Annotated in this window: 17 protein-coding genes; 9 read left to right on the forward strand and 8 right to left on the reverse strand. The window is 40.2% G+C overall.

Annotated features, from left to right (window positions below):
- Positions 1-20: 20 nt before the first annotated feature.
- The 4 genes from ACZ5YP_RS00155 to ACZ5YP_RS00170 are packed head-to-tail and all read right to left on the reverse strand — an operon-like array spanning position 21 to position 4104.
- Complete coding sequence (locus ACZ5YP_RS00155) at positions 21-1085, reverse strand: ABC transporter ATP-binding protein (RefSeq protein ID WP_464835213.1); 1065 nt, start codon at positions 1083-1085, stop codon at positions 21-23.
- Between the two features lie 2 nt (positions 1086-1087).
- Positions 1088-1891, reverse strand: coding sequence for a carbohydrate ABC transporter permease (locus ACZ5YP_RS00160; RefSeq protein ID WP_464835214.1), 804 nt, complete (start codon positions 1889-1891; stop codon positions 1088-1090).
- A gap of 3 nt (positions 1892-1894) precedes the next feature.
- A complete protein-coding gene (locus ACZ5YP_RS00165) occupies positions 1895-2731 on the reverse strand; it encodes a carbohydrate ABC transporter permease (protein WP_464835215.1) in 837 nt (278 codons plus the stop codon).
- Between the two features lie 17 nt (positions 2732-2748).
- The gene (locus ACZ5YP_RS00170; RefSeq protein WP_464835216.1) at positions 2749-4104 is read right to left on the reverse strand and encodes an ABC transporter substrate-binding protein; all 1356 of its coding nucleotides are present in this window, start codon (positions 4102-4104) and stop codon (positions 2749-2751) included.
- A 175-nt stretch (positions 4105-4279) separates the two neighbouring features.
- On the opposite strand from ACZ5YP_RS00170, the gene ACZ5YP_RS00175 reads away from it, so the two are divergent.
- The 7 genes from ACZ5YP_RS00175 to ACZ5YP_RS00205 all read left to right on the forward strand — a co-directional run bounded on the left by ACZ5YP_RS00175 (position 4280) and on the right by ACZ5YP_RS00205 (position 11278).
- A complete protein-coding gene (locus ACZ5YP_RS00175; protein ID WP_464835983.1) occupies positions 4280-4966 on the forward strand; it encodes a TrmB family transcriptional regulator in 687 nt (228 codons plus the stop codon).
- Positions 4956-5330 carry a TrmB family transcriptional regulator sugar-binding domain-containing protein gene (locus ACZ5YP_RS00180; protein WP_464835217.1) on the forward strand — a complete coding sequence of 125 codons (375 nt, stop codon included), beginning with the start codon at positions 4956-4958 and terminating at the stop codon, positions 5328-5330. The genes ACZ5YP_RS00175 and ACZ5YP_RS00180 overlap by 11 nt, the downstream gene beginning before the upstream one ends.
- Positions 5331-7499, forward strand: a complete 2169-nt coding sequence (locus tag ACZ5YP_RS00185; protein ID WP_464835218.1) for an alpha-amylase family protein — start codon at positions 5331-5333, stop codon at positions 7497-7499.
- Positions 7500-7822: 323 nt separating this feature from the next.
- Positions 7823-8635 carry a SagB/ThcOx family dehydrogenase gene (locus ACZ5YP_RS00190; protein WP_464835219.1) on the forward strand — a complete coding sequence of 271 codons (813 nt, stop codon included), beginning with the start codon at positions 7823-7825 and terminating at the stop codon, positions 8633-8635.
- Entirely contained in the window at positions 8628-8966 is a 339-nt protein-coding gene (locus ACZ5YP_RS00195; RefSeq protein ID WP_464835220.1) for a hypothetical protein, read from the forward strand. The genes ACZ5YP_RS00190 and ACZ5YP_RS00195 overlap by 8 nt, the downstream gene beginning before the upstream one ends.
- A 158-nt stretch (positions 8967-9124) precedes the next feature.
- On the forward strand, positions 9125-9856 hold the full coding sequence (locus ACZ5YP_RS00200) for a DUF973 family protein (protein ID WP_464835221.1): 732 nt from the start codon (positions 9125-9127) through the stop codon (positions 9854-9856).
- 72 nt (positions 9857-9928) lie between these two features.
- Entirely contained in the window at positions 9929-11278 is a 1350-nt protein-coding gene (locus tag ACZ5YP_RS00205; RefSeq protein ID WP_464835222.1) for a dihydroorotase, read from the forward strand.
- A gap of 9 nt (positions 11279-11287) precedes the next feature.
- Here ACZ5YP_RS00205 and ACZ5YP_RS00210 read toward each other — a convergent pair whose 3' ends face one another.
- Genes ACZ5YP_RS00210 through ACZ5YP_RS00220 form a run of 3 tightly spaced genes read right to left on the reverse strand, consistent with a single transcriptional unit; the run spans position 11288 to position 15118 of the window.
- Complete coding sequence (locus ACZ5YP_RS00210) at positions 11288-13690, reverse strand: xanthine dehydrogenase family protein molybdopterin-binding subunit (RefSeq protein ID WP_464835223.1); 2403 nt, start codon at positions 13688-13690, stop codon at positions 11288-11290.
- Positions 13691-13696: 6 nt separating this feature from the next.
- A complete protein-coding gene (locus ACZ5YP_RS00215; protein WP_464835224.1) occupies positions 13697-14233 on the reverse strand; it encodes a (2Fe-2S)-binding protein in 537 nt (178 codons plus the stop codon).
- On the reverse strand, positions 14234-15118 hold the full coding sequence (locus ACZ5YP_RS00220) for an FAD binding domain-containing protein (protein WP_464835226.1): 885 nt from the start codon (positions 15116-15118) through the stop codon (positions 14234-14236).
- Positions 15119-15228: 110 nt separating this feature from the next.
- Here ACZ5YP_RS00220 and ACZ5YP_RS00225 point away from each other — a divergent pair, with 110 nt between their 5' ends.
- On the forward strand, positions 15229-16236 hold the full coding sequence (locus ACZ5YP_RS00225; RefSeq protein WP_464835227.1) for a PLP-dependent cysteine synthase family protein: 1008 nt from the start codon (positions 15229-15231) through the stop codon (positions 16234-16236).
- A gap of 12 nt (positions 16237-16248) precedes the next feature.
- On the opposite strand, the gene ACZ5YP_RS00230 is transcribed toward ACZ5YP_RS00225, so the two are convergent.
- Positions 16249-16515 (reverse strand): hypothetical protein, encoded by a 267-nt coding sequence (locus tag ACZ5YP_RS00230; protein ID WP_464835228.1) that lies wholly within the window; start codon positions 16513-16515, stop codon positions 16249-16251.
- Between the two features lie 102 nt (positions 16516-16617).
- Between ACZ5YP_RS00230 and ACZ5YP_RS00235 the strand changes: the two genes are divergently transcribed.
- On the forward strand, positions 16618-17691 hold the full coding sequence (locus ACZ5YP_RS00235) for an ornithine carbamoyltransferase (protein ID WP_464835229.1): 1074 nt from the start codon (positions 16618-16620) through the stop codon (positions 17689-17691).
- Positions 17692-17734 lie beyond the last annotated feature (43 nt).

Below are 17734 nucleotides of genomic sequence, written 5' to 3' on the forward strand. Positions count from 1 at the left end.
CTATTAAACTCAGTAATGTCTTAGTAAAATAGCTCGATTCTTTTTTCACTTTCATCAAATATGTGGAGTTTATCTCTACTTAGATATATCGTGATCTCTTCTCCCTCGTGAAACCTAGTTCTTGACTGGACTCTTAAGATTACACCTCCTACATCTATGTGGGATATATATTCATCTCCAAGATTTTCAATTAATATAATAGTTCCTTTCAATGGAATTCCATTTTCAACTGGTTTGATTTCAATATCGCTTGGTCTTACACCTATAGTGACTCGTCTTCCTAGAAGCTCTATTGGAACACTTCTAAATGGTATCTTAGTAAAACCGACATCTACGCCTTCATCTATTACAAATCCCTCGAAGAAATTCATTGGTGGGGTTCCAATGAAATGAGCTACGAACTTGTTCTGAGGTCTCTTGTAGACGTCGTCGGGTGTTCCAATCTGCATTACTCGCCCTTTGTTCATTACAGCTATTCTATCTGCTAAAACCATGGCTTCTATCTGGTCGTGGGTTACGTATATAGTGGTGATCTTGAGATTCCTCTGCAATCTTTTAAGTTCAGCTCTCGCCTGGACTCTAAGAAGTGCATCTATATTACTGAGTGGTTCATCCATTAATAATACATCGGGTTGTGCTGCTAGTGCTCTAGCCACGGCTACTCTCTGTCTCTCGCCACCAGATAGTTGAAATGGGTATTTCTCGAGTAAGTGTGTTATATTGAGCATCTCGGCGACTTGTTTTACTCTACGATCGATCTCTTCTCTGGGCAATTTCTTGATCTTTAGTGGTAGTGCTATGTTTTCGTAGACTTTCATGTGAGGCCATACAGCATAACTCTGAAAGACCATTGCAACATTTCTAAGTCTAGGTGGTATATTTGTAACATCTCTCTTATCAAATAAAACCCTGCCTGAATCGGGGATTTCAAGGCCGGCTATGATCCTCAGTGTTGTGGTTTTACCACAGCCGGATGGACCTAGTAGTACAAAGAACTCTCCGTGATTCACTGAGAAACTAACATTATCTACTGCTACTACAGCTCCAAACTTCTTGACTATGTTTTCTAATTCAACTAGAACCAAGTCTATTTCACCCCTGCAGCACCCCACATAACTGTTAAATACCTTCTAATGTATGCAATGAAGATGAAGGCAGGGACAATCATTAAAGTTGCAGCGGCGAATTTATAGGGGTCTGGGAGTTCTCCACCAGTTCCCATAACATATGGAGTTAGAACAGACGCTGGGAGAGTCCTATTGAGATAGCTTAGTATTGTTGCAGCTACTACTTCATTCCACGAGATTAGAAATGCAAATAAAGCAGCAGCTGCTAGGCCTGGTAGAGCTAGTGGAAGTGTAATCCGTATAAAAACCTGGAGTGATGAAAGCCCAAATATAGCTCCAGCTTCTTCTAGCTCTCTCGGTATACTTATGAAAATACTTGAAGTAATTAACACTACGAAGGGTAGGGCTATTGCAGTATGGGCAAGTGCAATTCCAAGTAGAGTGTCGTAAAGTCCAATTTTAATAAAGAGTATGGCGAGTGGTACAGCCATTAACACTATTGGAATGACTCTGAAGAAGAGTATACTCATTCTAACTACATCTTTCCCTTTGAATTTAAGTCTTCCAATTGCATATCCTGCTGGAAGTCCAATTGCAAAACTAAATGCCACGGTCATAAAACCCGCTTGTACACTTCTTATTAAAGCTTCTCCAATACCAAGTCTTAGATACTCCTCGTAGTATCTAAATGTGTATTTCCTGGGAATAATGTGTTGATAGTAATCTAAGAGATCTGCGAAAGAAGCGATAATAGTATACATAATTGGCATTATAATCCAGAGAGCAATAATCACGGCTACAAAATATACGAGTATTCTCTTCACATCTCACACCTCGATTGGTTTTATAAACTTTATGTAGAGAGCTCCCAGAGCTAGTATAATGAGGCCTATTAAAACACCCCAAGCACTTGCTACTTGTGGATTTAACCTCATAGAATACCAGTAAACGACCTCGGTCGCCATGGTCCTAATATAGCCTCCACCAAGCACCATTATAGGTCCCACTATTTGAAAAGCAAATATCGTCCTAATTATGAGTGCTGTTTGTATAGATGGCTTTAGGAGTGGTAGGATCACGTATCTGAGTTTTTGCCAGAAGTTTAAACCGAATACATCAGCTGCTTCAAGATAGTCTCTATTAACCATCTGGAGTCCTGCATATATTATTACAAATACTATAGCAGTAGCTCTCCAAATCTCAGTTAATACTATGGCGAGTAGCGTTCTATCTCTAAACTCGTAGCCAAAGAAGTAAATAGGGGTATTTATAAATCCAAGGCTTTTTAGTAATTTGTTTAAAAAGCCATGAGACGATAACATTGTATACCATAGTAGTGCAGCTGCTACTTCACTAATAGCTAGTGGTAGGACAAAGAGGTACAATATAAACTCACGTCCTTTAAACCTATTGAGGAAGAATATAGAGGTGAAAATAGAGACCACTAATTGTAATGGGACTACGAGAGCTATGATAAAAGTATAGAAAACAACGTCTTTAAGTCTTTCAATATCTTCGAAAATCCTAGTGATAGGCGGGGGATCTCCAGAGACTCCTAGAATTATTGCATAAATAATCGGGTATCCAGTGAAAAAAGCAAGATATACAAAGGTTGGGAGAAGTAAGAGATAGGGTGTGAAAAAACTTCTATTCTTAGATGCCACATCAACCCCCCAGGTGTTTAAGGTTCTGGAATACCCAGCTCTGTGAATATTGCTTTTAACGCTGGTTCTAGTTCTGCAAGTACACTGGATATATCCTCGCCTTTGAGTACTATTCTCTCAAATGCTTTTCTATATATAGCTGCGAAGTCGCCTGCTTTACCACCAAGTGGTGGAATAAATACGGGTTTACCATCTAGTGTTCCAAGTTGTATTGTAACACCTTCGGAGATCTTTTTAACCCCGGGATCGAGTATTGCAGGAGTAGCTTCTTTGACTGTTGGGAAGAAGCCTACGTTTTCAGCTACTCTCGCCTGGACTTCGGGTTTTGTTAAGAACTCTATTAGCATCCACGCCTCTTCTTGGTTTGGAGCATTCTTTGGAATTGCAAGTCCAGCTAGAACTATAATGTAACCCCTGTTAATAGGTCCTCTGGGAACTGGTACAACTGTGAATTCTTCGGGCTTAGTTTTTACAGCAGCTGTTATCCTTGCAGTGTGATCCCATGCAAGCCAAACATCTCCTCTAAGTAAGGGCTCTGCCATGGCAGTCCATGTAGTACTCTCTGGGTGGCAGTATTTCCAAAGCTCTTTTAACATCTCCCACATTTTAACAGCATTTGGTGAGTTGAAGTATTTTGATTGATAACCAGTATAGGAGACGTAGAGATATCCGTGTAGAAGTCTGTGTAATAGGCCTCCTTCACCAGCTGGTAGACCTACTTTCTTCTCTCCAGTCTTTTCATAGATATTACGAGCCCATGAGACCAGGGCATCCCATGTCCACTTATCAGTGCCTTTTATAACATCGTCTTTTGTAAGTCCTGTTGGAAGATAGTTCCATGCATTATTGTGTACAACAACTACAAATGTCGCTGTCATCCATGGAATAAAAGCCGTGATATTATACGTACTCTTGAGATCTTCAACTACCTTTACAGCTGTGTCGAGAAAAGTTCTATTAGGTAACTTTCCAAACCTAGCCAGGTCTTCAAGCCAGCCCTTACTCGTGAAATAGTCGATTTCAGTAGCTAAGCCTCCAATAACACTAACTGAAACTCTACCAGCAGAGATCTCAGCTTCGAGCTTAGAAACCATGTCAGAGTAACCAAGAGGAAGAGGAATAAACTCTACCTGGATATTCTCTTCGTGAAGTAACTGAGATAGAAGTCCTTTCATAAATGACTGCTCAGCTGGTGGTGCTAGTTGAGTAGATGCAAAGATAATCTTTGTAAGTGGCCTAGTAGGTGAGGGTGTTGGACTAATAGGTGGGGCGGGTGGAATAGTGGTATAGTATAAGATTATTCCAAGAATAGCCACGATCACAATAACAGCTACAATAACGGCGAGAATTCTAGGGGCTATGCCACGAGACACACCATCCACCAGTATTTTATTTAACGCGCAAACTTATAAACTTTATAATAAAAATTAAGTAAGATCTATGAATCCACGTATAGATACAAAAAGATGCCTTGTAAAATTTAGAAATTAATAAAAATCTTTATAAAAGTTCTTATGTAAATACATATAGGTGTTAAAATTGGATGATGTGAATGAAAGACTTTGCAGTGAAGAACTGGCGAAGTTCTTTTCTGTTCTAGGAGTTAGTAGATTTGGATGTGAAGTGTACCTCAGACTTCTAGCTCACGGTCCAATGCCTCTAAAAACTCTTAGTGAAATAATGGGTGTTAAAGCTTCTCAACTATACTACTACATCAACGAGCTTGTATCTAGAGGACTTGTAGAAGCGGCTAGAGGTAGACCAAGTGTGTTTAGAGCTGTTTCAGTCAATGTCATAGATGGAATGTTCTTGGAAAGAGTCAGCGAGCTTAAAAAGACTGCTATAGAAGAACTAGGTAAAATAGAATCTTCTAGAGGAATGCCTCTTATTGAAGAGCCAGCTATATATGTCAATAGGAATTGGCGTTCATTCCTAGTTAGAGCAAGGGAGATAGCAGAGAAGGCAACCACTGATCTCGTGATTGGCGGAGATTACTTGTTTGTGAATTACATGTCGAGTGTTCTAGAGAGGAAGTATAATGAAGGAGTCATGGTATACGTCCTCCTCTACGAGGTTCCTGGTATTCCTATAAACTACTCTAATCTCCCCCGCGTCGGTAAAATTAGAAAGTGTGTATCAGGAGATATTCTCGTTGTCTCAGATTCCCGCCTCAGCTGCTCTTACACAGAGGAGAGGTTCTATCGCAGAGAACCCTGTTTACGGATTGATCATTGAAGAGCCCATAATAATAGACCACATCTTACAAGACTTCTTCAATAAGTGGATTAGAAGTAATATTATACGTGATGAACTCATTAAGCCTCCTTCATCATTCACAATCCTCAGGTTAGCAATATACGAGGTACAAAGGTTAATTGAGAGAAAGTGTAATATAAAGGTTATAGTATACGGAAGGTATACAAAGAGCTCTGAGAGCTGCATAGTAGAGGGAGATCTCGTAGATACAAAGATAGATGGTAATAGGGGAATTGCTCAGCTCGTAGTGGAAGTTAATGGTACAATCTACACAGTGGGAGCACAAGACGCGGTTCTAGAAGATATAGCAGCAAGTAGGGTTGAATTTAGAGGTGTCTGTTAGATGTCTCGAATCCTCCAATTTAACTTTGAAGATAGAGACTTAGTATATTTAGATAGAATTCACGGTGGAGATATAGCAAAACTAGCTAGGGAACTACATTGTGATACAATTGTTGTTTTTGCTAGAGATGCATGGGGCCGTGCATACTATAATAGTAAAGTAGCTAGAAAGGCTTCGAGACTAGGTGGTAGAGATTTTCTAAGAGAACTAGTTAACGAGGCGAAAAAACTAGGACTTAGAGTAGTTGTTATGATTGGTCATACAACAAATCCTGAATTGTATAGTAGACACCCCGAGTGGGCTCAGAGAGATATTAATGGACAAGTAATACACATGGATACAAATCCTCTACTTGAGAAAAACCCACCATTAAGATGGCCACTTATGTGTTTAAATAGCCCCTTCTTAGACATCGTTGTAGAAGAAGCCCGTGAAGTCTTAGAATACGGTGTTGACGGAGTATTTCTAGACTCGTTTAGATATATGCCAGATCTCGAGAGGGCATGTTACTGTCAATACTGCAGAGAGAAGCATATACGAGAACTTGGTAGAGACATGCCGAGAATAGAAGACTTTGAAAGTAGAGCTTATAGAGAGACATTTAAATGGAGGTATATGGTTAATGTTAGAGCTATACGAGAAATCAACGAGGTAATTAAAAAGATCAATCCTAGAGCTATACTGGTTTATAATAGCCATCCAGCCGGTTGGAAGGGACGGGCTAATACAATAGTAGAGCTTACAAGGGATTCACTAGACGTAGTATTTGCCGAGGCCTCTGAAGTAGACTATCAACCACCAGGGTTTCTAGCTGAAATAGTTAAGTTAACCAAAGCACTCTCAGGTGGAAAAAGAGTTTGGACTACTCGAAACGTATTTCACATGGCGTTAACAACTACATCTACAACTCCAATAGCTATTAAACAGGGTATTAGAGAGATTTTCGCTGCTGGAGGAGATCCAATGATACTAGTATTTAGTTCAACGTATATGCAGTCAACTAGGTATAAACAAGTTGTTAAAGAAGTCTTCGAGGAAGTAGAACGCCTCGAGGAATTCATGAATGGAGTTGAAAGAATTAGATATGTTGGAGTTGTCTACTCTAATAGAAGTAGGGATTGGGCCGGTAGAAGTGATCCAAGGCATATTACAGACGATGTTAGAGGATTTTACTATGCATTGACATATAATGGACTCCCAGTAGACTTCATTGTAGACTCCCAACTCGATAGTGGAGATTTCATGGAATTCAAAGGACTTTTACTGGGTAGTACTGCTTCAATATCAAGTCTAGGTGTTAAATACATAGAAGACTTTGTTGAACGTAGTAGTGGATTACTTGCAACATATATATCATCGCTTATGAATGAACATGGTGATTTCCTCGAGGAGTTTCAACTAGCAGATATTCTAAGAGTATCTTATAGAGGCTTGTTAAAGTATCAATGGAGTTATATATCAATTGACGACAGAGAACACCCAGTTACAAATAGTTTATTAGATAGACTTGTTTTATGGGGTGATTACGACAGGGTATTTAGAGATCGGAGGAATCCACCAGAAATATCCTGGCATGTACACGTAGATGTTAGAGATAGAGCTAGAATACTAGCACACGTTGTTGAACCACAAAGCCTCTTTGGTTATGAATATGAAAACGGTAGATCCCCGCCAATAACTGGTTGTGATACAAAGGCACCGGCAATAGTTGTAGGAGAAGACTATAAAACAATATACTTTACTGGACAACTTGGAAGACTATACTGGAGACTCGGACTACCCGAATATGAAGAATTGATATTAAATAGTATACTCTGGATGGCTGGTAAACCACCAATAAGACTCAATACACCGGGTTTAATACTAATGGAGCCATATAAACGGAGTGGACAGTTAATAGTGCACCTAGTAAATCTAACATTTAATAAACGAGTAATAGTGCGTGGTAATACCGATGACCCATTAATATGGCATTCCACGGCAGAGTCTATTTGGCCACCAGGAAACATCATACCAGTTGAAGCTACATTAACACTTAGAGGCTACGAGGTTAAACAAGCATGGTCGCCGATCACCAATAGAAAATACGAGTTGGAGAAAACAGGTGGAGAAATCAAAATAAACATGAAAATAGGAGAGTACGAGCTCATAGTATTAGAACTTAATTAAATCCAGTATTATCTTTCAACTCCCGTGTTCTAAAGATTATCTTGTTTTTATCACTATTAACTCGGCAATGTATTAACTATATAATGCCATCTACACTCCTATTGCTCAATTCAACTGCGAAGACAATATATTAAATTCAAGGATTTCCCGAGTAGAGATAAAGAAGAAAATAAAAAACTAGTCAAGGGTAGAGGGGCATTTATATCCAAAATGAAAGCTCAGACGAGTATTCAATGATATGAATAGAGGTTGTTTTATATATGCATAGAATAGGAATTTATATTATAAGTCTCACTTGTTAATCAATATTTGAGGGGGTTTCCTTGCGTCTTGCAAGCCATATAGGTTTACTGGCTTCACTTGTTATAACCCTACTACTAGTCTCCTATATAGCGTGGATTGTCTATAAAACAGATACTACTCTTCCACTAGAACGCGTGGTAGTTAGAGATTCCATTATATTCCTACCACTACCTAGAAAACTCACTAATATGAGTGTAGAAGAAGCTATTCTCTATAGAAGGAGTATTAGAGAGTATACAAGCGACCCAGTTGAACTAGAACACCTAGCACTGATTTTATGGAGTGCTTATGGTGTAACAGACCCTATATGGGGTCTTAGAGCATCTCCAAGTGCTGGTGCAACCTATCCTCTAGAAGTCTACGTAGTTATAGGTGAAGGAGGAGTGATGATTAGAGGAGAGGGGTATATGGCACCAGGTGTATATAAATACGATGTACATAAACACCTACTACTCCTTGTAAAACCAGGAGATGTGAGAAGTGAACTCGCAGAAGCGGCTCTAGGACAGAAATGGGTTAGAGATGCACCTATATCCCTAGTTGTATGTGCTGTATTCGAGAGAACTACACAGCGATATGGTGAACGCGGGAGAGTGAGATATGTTCCAATGGAGGCTGGTCATTTAGGTCAAAACGTGTATTTAATGTCTACTGCACTAGGCTACGGTACTGTTGTAATAGGTGCTTTTTTTGATGACCGAGTACAAAGTGTTATCGGGGCTAGACTAGATGAAATACCATTATATATTATACCAATAGGTGTTCCTAGAGAGCCACGGCGTATTGACTTCACTGATATATGGAGTTATATCGAGGTGAAGAGGAGTGGTTAAACCTAGACTCCTGAGAATTGCACTCCTCCTAGTTGAAGCTACTTCTATTCCACTACTAGTTCTCGGCCTAGTCTACTTGTTAACAGGCTATCAAATGCTAGTTCCAAGTGTAAAACTCTTTCCAAGACCACAACAAATACACACAGATCTTGTTTTGAGAATAATATTTGCTACAATGGGTTTAATCCACGGGTATTCAGGATTAATCCTCTTATTAGAAAGAAGGATTAGAAATAATACTCTGAGATTAATAATAGAAGGCATTGTTACAGGGTTATTTATAGCAATAGCTGTATTAATACTCGTCTTGGAACTCATAGTGTCAACGTAGTAGAGTCTCTATATGTTTTTACAAGTTTCTCTTAAACCCGTGTTAACTAATAGAGACATGGAAATAAATTATAGTCTTTTCACTCATAAGTGCTCTCTATAATTAAATACAAATATTTAAATGATATGGAAATATAAACTTAAACACGGGGGTGTGAGTTGTCCTTGCCTCTACCACCTGGAACTCCTTCTCAACAAAGCATAGAGAGCTTTGTTAAAGGCTTGAAGAAATTAAAGACTAGTGCTATTTTAATGATAGTAGTATCTATTTTATTAATTCTAGTGAATTACATTATTTCACTTATTTTTACTAGAGTTGCAATTGATGTATTTTCACTGCTTGAAGAGATAGGTAGAAAAGGATTTAATCTACAATTCATTCTCTCACTTATACGAGAAGTTATTTCAGGCCTAATCTCCCCACCAGTAATCGCTATTGCACTAGTCATAGCAGTTGTTTTAATAATAGCTGTTTATGGTTTTATTATTCCATCCTTCACGTTTTTCAAAGACTATAATGCCCGTGAATTCAGTATTTCTACAACTCTGGTTAAAATTGGATATATTTCTAGTATACCACTGGGTTTAATTGGAATTGTATTAATAGTTATTGGAGGTTTATCAATGAATCTACTAATACTCGTATTAGGTGGATTCATATTCGGTATTGCTGGTATATTATCACTCATAGGTGAAATAGGTTTATGGATAGGTCTCTTCAAACTCGAGAAAACCACGGATGAACGGATTTTCATAGTGGCTGCTATAATATTGATACTAGGGCGTTTCATATCGAATTATATATCACCTATTGGCTGGATACTAGTATTTATTGCTTCAAGATCAGCATTAAATAAAATACCATTAAAACAACCACCACCGCCAGTATAACTACTCACTAATTCCACTATGATAACATTATTTTTAATCATGGTTTTCAATTACTCTATTTAGGTGTGTGATTTGACTAGTGATCTACTATTGAAAAACGCTAGAATTCCTCTCTATGGAGGTATTGTTGAGGGATCGATTTACATTGAAAATGGATTGATACAGTCTATTACACGTATACCAAGACAAGATGCAAGCGAAGTTATTGATGTAGAAGGACGCTTAGTTCTACCCGGGGGGATAGATCTACACGCTCATGTATACGACCCTGAATACGTAGAAAACGAAGACTGGGAGACTGGTTCGCTCGCGGCTGCTTATGGAGGAATAACGACTCTAATAGACATGCCATTGAGAATTCATGTTGATAAAGTCGAAGTGTTAGAGAGGAAGATAAGTGAGGCCCGTGTTAAATCATATGTCAACTATGGAGTAACAGGTGGATTTGTAAAGAGGGAGAATATTGGTTCAATAAGAGAATTGAGGAAACGGGGTGTAAAGACATTTAAGTTCTTTACGTGTAGGCCATTTAAAATCGAAGATGAAGCTATTGGACTAGCACTACGTGAAATAAGAAGTAATGATGCAGTGGGAGTATTCCACGCTGAAGAAGATGGTTTAATCAACTACTGGGAGACTGTGTACAGAGGGCGTGATGACATTGTTTCATACCACTCTAGTAGGACAAGTGCAACGGAGGCTGCGGCAATACTTAGAATTGGAATGTATGCACTCGATATTGGAGTACACGTACACATAGCTCACTTGTCGAGTAGACTTGGATTAGAATCTATTAAGTGGCTTAGACAACAAGGAGTAAAAGTAACTAGTGAGGTGTGCCCACACCACTTGTATTTTACAAGAGAAGACTCTAAGATACATGGAAACTACTTGAAGCTCGCGCCGACTCTTAAATCAAGAGAAGACGTGGAAGCACTGTGGAATGGATTATCTAGTGGATGGATAGAAGCATATGTAAGCGATAATGCACCAGCACCTAGAAACATGAAGGAAGTAGATGTTTGGAGTGCCTGGGGTGGTATCCCCAACTTGGAGATAATGGGGCCCTTCCTATACACTCATGGAGTTCTAGGAAGAAGGATTAGTATTGAGAGGTTTATAGATGTATTCTCGAGAAACCCTGCAAAAATACTCGGTGTATACCCGTACATCGGGGAATTAAACATTGGGTCGAGAGCAGATCTCTACATTCTTGAAACAAAAACGCCCAGGAAGATTACTGGTAGTAGCCACCACCACAAAGTAGATTGGACTCCATGGGAGGGTATGGAGTTCTATGGGTTCTCCCACTACTTGATTGTAGGTGGAAGAATAATTATTGAAAAAGGAGAATTAGTGGGGAAACCGGGTAGTGGATTATACATTGGAGAATTAGTTATTCAAAAAGGAGGAGTGGAGTAGGGAAAAAGATTATTTTAAGAGACCGTGTTTTTTAATAACGCTGTAGAGGTAGTCGGGTGTTAAGGGTATTCTATTAACATCGTATTTTGCTTGTTTCTCTCTTAGTGCGTGTGCAACAGCGTTTGCTATAGATGGCGCTATTGCTACTATTGAAGGCTCGCCTAGTCCTTTGGCGCCGAAGGGCCCTCTAATAAATCCTGCTTCAACAAAGTCCACGTTGATTTTTCTCGGTGTGTCGAGAGTTGTTGGAACATGGTAAGTTGAATAGCTTGGAGTTAATAGTTTACCATCGCTTGTATAGTATGTTTCCTCGGTTAGTGCATAGCCCATTCCCTGGATATAGCCTCCTATCGCGTGTAGTTCAGCCCCTATTCTATTGATTACTCTTCCAATATCGTAGACTGTAGTCGCCTCTACTACTCTCGTTATTCCTGTTTCAAGGTCTACTTCTACCTCGCTCACTATTACGCCAAATGTGTATGTAAAGTATGGTTGTCCAGTACCGGTTTCATCATGCCACTCTGCAAATGGTGCTCTAAAGTAGCCGTATTCCTGGAGTGGTATTCCCTTCCAGAATGCTTGTTCTACGAGTTCTCGCCAAGTTATATACTTCTCGGGGCTGTCTCTACAGTATACTCTTGGAGCATCTATGACGACTTCGCCTGGAGAACTACACTTGAGCATTTCACTTGCTAGAGTGTTGAGTCTCTGTCTCAACTTGTATGAGGCAACAAGTGTGGCGTTGCCAGTCATAACTGTTACTCTAGAAGCTACTGTGGGGCCTGAGTCTGGAACAGAGGCTGTATCAGGCATTTCTACTTTGAAGTAGCTTGGTGGTACACCCAGTATCTCAGAGGCAATGTTTAACAAGCTCTGTAATGAGCCCTGACCCATATCTGTAGTGCCAGATCTAAATGTGATGCTTCCATCTCTATTTATAATTATAGATACTGCTGAGTAGTCTGCTCCCTCAGCTCCAATACTGTTTCCATGATACATAACTGCTATTCCAATACCCCTCCTCACTGTTCCAGTCATAGACTCATATTGTTTCTTCTTCTCATAGTAGTTGCTTAACTCTACTGCTCTCTTTATTGCTTCTTCTAATCCTACGCCGTGGTCGAGTAGTTGACCGTGGACTGTTCTGTCCCCGTTTCTCAATATGTTCTTTAATCTAAATTCTACTGGGTCTATTCCGAGTTCTTCGGCCAGTAGATCCATTTGTCTCTCTATTGCAAAGTGTACTTGTGGATTACCAAATCCTCTAAATGCTCCTGCTGGTATCTTATTAGTATAGACGTTTACAACGTCTATTTTTGCATTCTCAACCCTGTATGGTCCTGTGCTGTGAACTGTTGCTCTCCAGGCTACAAATGGACCTAGACTCGCGTATGCACCAGTGTCTAAGACTACGCGGGCTTCTACAGCTAGTAGTCTACCATCTCTACTCGCGGCGTGTCTATAGTGTGCTATCATTGGGTGTCTACGAGTGTGTGCAATAGAGGATTCTTCTTTTGTATGTATTAGTATAGCTGGCCGCTTCAATGCCAGTGCTACAAGAGCTGTTTTCGCAGCTATTTCATTTCCTACGTCTTCTGCTCCACCAAACCCTCCTCCCAGTGCGGGAGCTATTACACGCACCATGCTGAAGGGTAGTCCTAGAACATTGCTTACTGCTCTCCTCACGTCGAATGGGCACTGTGTTTTAACATAGAGTGTTACACTGCCATCTGGCTCGGGTATAGCTATTGATGCTTCTGGCTCTAGGTATGCGTGGTCTTGACCTGGCGTTCTATAAGTGTTTTCGACTACTACGTCTGCTTCTCTAAATGCTTTCTCTACGTTTCCAACTCTAATTCTATACCTTGTCAATATGTCTGTTCCTCGTTCATCATGTATTAACTCGTGTGGTTTCTCTTGTAGGGTTTCAAAGTCGACTATTTCAAGCGGGTCTAGGTATACTGGGAGTGGCTCGTATTCGACGCTGACAAGTTCTCCGGCATCCCACGCGTTTCCCAGTGATTCAGCAACGATTAATGCAAGGGTGTCTCCTATGTAGCGTACTTTCCTCTCTGCTATTAATGGTTGGTCTGGTATAACGTATCCTACATCGTTTATACCGGGTATGTCTCTAGCTGTAAATACCTTGATTACACCTGGGTATTTCTCGGCGTCTGATACATCTAGTTTCTTTATTCTCGCGTGTGCATACTTTGATCTAACGCTGTAGACAAACACTGGGTTTTTAACCAAGTTGAATAAGTCTGCTGTGAAGACAGGGCTACCCTTGACTTTCGCTATAGCGTCCCATCTAACTATTCTCTTACCCACGTATTTGAACTCGCTTGTCTTTACGTGTTTTGTCTTTTGGAAGATGGATTCTACTATTTCAACGTATTCGGGCTTACTCAACCAGGATCACCCCAGGGGCTTCAAGTGGAGTTTCTCGCGTACTTCCCTCTCGTCGAAGAAAACAATGCCTTTTCTCAAGTATTCAACTGCTTTTTTAACTGCTTCAACATAGTGGTTGTAGCTACCACACCTACAGATATTCGAGGTAAACCATTCTCTGATCTCTTCATCGCTTGGATCAGGGTTTCTATCTAGTAGCGCTTTAGCCATCATTATAAAACCAGGAGTGCAAAAGCCGCATTGTACCCCTCCTGTCTCGATAAATGCTACTTGTATAGCGTGGAGTTTTCCGGGTGGTGCAATACCCTCTATAGTGGTTACCTCGGCATTGTTTAATCTAGCTGTTAGTGTTAGACAAGAGTTTCTTGGTTCTCCATTGACGAGGACTATGCATGAACCACATTCTCCTCTACCACAACCCTCTTTTACCCCCACGAATCCAAGTCTATACCTCAATGTATCCAGTAGTCTCTCGTGGCCTGGTACTTCCAACTCGTATTCTCTACCATTAACTTTGAATCTAACTCTGTGGAGGCCGGGCATTTAAACCACCCCGATCCTCTTGGCTGCTCTTAGAAGAGCTTTTTTAATAGAAGTCTTCGTCATTTCAAGTCTGTAGTCTCCTGTAGTCCACCAGTCAGTGTATTTTTCAACGTGTTTTGGTATAGTTTCTTCAATTGTTTTTTCAATAAACTCGATTGAAAACTCTCTGCCCTTCAGGGATTCTTCGAGTACCCTTAGTCTTCCAGGTATTCTCTTTTCTTTGATCATGTCGAGAGATATTTTAGCATCACTTATTCTACCATTATCAATGTGGAGGTATACAGCTGAGTTGGCTAGTCCAGCTATTAAAATACTCCTCCTATCGAATTTCTCGAAGGCACTACTCGTGTTTAATGGTGGTTCTGTGAAGAATACTTCTGTTATAATCTCTCCGGGTTTTAAATCTGGTTTTCTCCTCTCGACAATGAATTCTCCGAGTGGAACAACGCGCTCTCCATTTACTCCACTCACTTTGACTTTTGCATCGTAGGCTAAGAGTAGGACAAGGTAATCACTAAAATCAGTTGCCGTCGCGATGTTTCCACCTATAGTGGCCATGAAGCGGAGTGACATAGTTCCAAATTTATGCCATACATCTTGGAATCCAGCATATCTAACATCACTGTGGAGAAACGAGTTTGAAAGCTCCCAGAGAGTAGTTAATGCTCCTATTTTTACTACTCCATTTTCGAGTCTTACATAACTGAATTGTCTTCGTAGAGGAGATAAGTCAACCAGGTATTTGGGCCTTATCTTCTTATCTCTAATTAGTATTAATAACTCTGTTCCCCCCGCAATAGGCATTGCATCAGGATGATATTTAGCTAGGAATTCGAGAGCATCACCTAGGCTGGTTGGAATATATAATTCAAAAATTAGTAACACCCCCACACAGTACTCAAAACTATATTTTATACAGCTAGATTTTATATCTTTATCACTAAATTTATTAACTCAAAAGAAGCATAGTTTTACCGGGGGTTTAGGCGTATACTATGAAGGTTTGTAGAGATATAACTGAGTGTATTGGTGGAACTCCTATAATTCTCTTAAACAGGGTTAAACCAGTAGATGTTGAAGCAGAGATCTGGGCTAAAATGGAGTTTACTAATCCAACAGGTAGCGTCAAGGATAGAATGGCTCTCTATATGTTGAAAAAAGCAATGGAAAAAGGAGAGTTGAAACCCGGTATGACGATTGTTGTCCCTACAACTGGAAACACTGGTATTGCATTTTCAGCTCTTGCAAGCGTCTTGGGCTTTAAAGTACTAATAGTTATACCCGAGGAAATGAGTGCTGAGAGATTTATGTTAATGAGGCTTTTCGGCGCCGAATTCTACTTTACGCCTGGTGGAGAAGCAGATGCTGGCCAGGCACTAGAAATAGCAAAGAAGATAGTAGCTGAAAACCCAGATAAATACTACTTATTTGACCAGTGGAGTGATGAAGCCAATGTACAAGCACACTATGAGACAACAGGTAGAGAAATAATAGAGCAAATCGGCTGTCCAAGAGCATTCATAGCAGAAATCGGTACTGGGGGAACATTGATTGGTGTAGCCAAGAGACTCAAAGAAGAATGTAGTAATGTAATTGTTGCCGGTGCCGAACCAGCTGAATGCCCAGTTGCAACAGAATGGTTTAGAACAGGTAAGCCAGGCCCCTATGGAAGACACGAAATAGAAGGTGTAGGAGACGGTTTTATCCCAGATATCGTAGCGAGATATAGACACCTACTAGATGATTTTGTAACAGTAACTAGTGACGAAGCAATAACTATGGCTAGAGAAATAGCTAGGCTTGAAGGACTACCAGTTGGAATAAGCTCGGGTGCAAACGTTGCCGCAGCCATTAAACTCGCAAGGAAACACGGACTGAAAAAAGGAGATAGAGTAGTTACTATTCTACCAGACTATGCAGGAAGATACTTTAGTACAAGGTTGTTTAAGAAGAAACGTGAAATTGCTTCACGTAGAACTATACTAGAAGAACTAGACATATAGTCTTTTTCTCTACTACTCTTCTACTATTGTAAATCCATATAGTTGCAGTAATCGTTTAATAAACAACCAGTCGTCTTGTGAGATTGGTTTATCTAGTTTAATTGTTACAATCATACCTCTCTCGCTCAGTATAGGTGTTCCCTCAAAGAAGTATTTTGGATTATACTTCTTAGATAGTAAAACCGGGTTGATTTCATAAATTGCTTTTTCAACGTAGACGTGGTTTACAACTTCTCTAATAGTGATTTCCTTTCTACTACTAGATAAAATACACTTCAAGGCGCTGACCACGAATCTCTTATCACCTATGGATTAGTGATGCTGTAATAAATAATTATATACTACTTCAATATATAATTACTTATTGACTAGGTGTACTGAATGGGCCGTCATAAGCCCTGGTTTGTAGGCTACCTTAAAGGCAGAGACTGGCTTTCTAACTACGACTATGACATTGACACCATAATGCTCGTCCTCAAGGCCGCTAGAGAGTTAAAGCAATTGTTTCATAGCGGTGTTAGAAGAGTTAACTGGCTCCATGGGAGAACACTCTACATGATATTCTACAATAAGAGTCTTAGAACAAGAAATAGTTTTCAAACCGGTATATACCAGCTTGGAGGACACGGCATCTATATTAGTCCAGACCAGGTGTATGCTCCAACCCTCCCCGAAGACATGATTCCATATCAAACAGAGGCCATTAGCGACGTGGCAAGAGTACTTAGTAGATATGGTGATGCAATAGCAATAAGGATATATGGCGATGCAGCCAAGTGGATTATTGGTAGAGGCCACAGGATAATACAGGAGTTCGCGAAGTGGGCTGATATCCCAGTATTAAACATGGAAGACGATGTATGGCATCCATTCCAAGCACTCGCGGATGCACAAGCAGCGTTTGAAGCACTCGGCTGGCCAAGAGACCTGCGCGGCAAGAAAGTAGTAGTGAGCTACGCGTATAGTGGTGGATTAAAACCACTAGCAGTACCACAAGACGTGGTAGCAATGTTTGCAATGATGGGTGCAGACGTATATATTGCACACCCACCCGGATTCGAGTTAATGGATGAAGCACTAGCCATTGCCAAGAAGTACACTGAGCACTGGGGTAGCGAGTTCAAAATAGTATACAATATGGATGAGGCCTTCGAGGGGGCTACAATAGTATACCCAAAGGCATGGAGTCCCAAGAAGTTCTTCCCACCATACAATACAGTAGTAGATAAAGAAGGTGCAAAGGCATACCAAGAGAAATTCAAAGACTGGATTGTAACAATGGAGAGGCTTGAAAAGGCTGGAAAACCATTCTACATGCATTGTGGACCAGCTGATAGAGGTCAAGAGGTAACAGATGAAGTACTAGACTCCTACGAGAAAAGCCTATACTTCGAAGAAGCAGAAAACAGACTCCACGTGCAAAAAGCAGTTATGGCTATGGTAATGGGTGAATAAAACCATAATTATTTTTCTTTTTTACTACGTGAATAACTCTTCA

It is taken from the genome of Sulfophobococcus zilligii, assembly GCF_055398255.1.

What these genes read in the sequence shown, in the direction of transcription:
- ACZ5YP_RS00225 (WP_464835227.1), top strand. Translation starts at nt 15,229, where the DNA reads ATGAAGGTTTGTAGAGATATAACTGAGTGTATTGGTGGAACTCCTATA.
- ACZ5YP_RS00185 (WP_464835218.1), top strand. Translation starts at nt 5,331, where the DNA reads ATGTCTCGAATCCTCCAATTTAACTTTGAAGATAGAGACTTAGTATAT.
- ACZ5YP_RS00235 (WP_464835229.1), top strand. Translation starts at nt 16,618, where the DNA reads ATGGGCCGTCATAAGCCCTGGTTTGTAGGCTACCTTAAAGGCAGAGAC.
- ACZ5YP_RS00215 (WP_464835224.1), bottom strand. Translation starts at nt 14,233, where the DNA reads ATGCCCGGCCTCCACAGAGTTAGATTCAAAGTTAATGGTAGAGAATAC.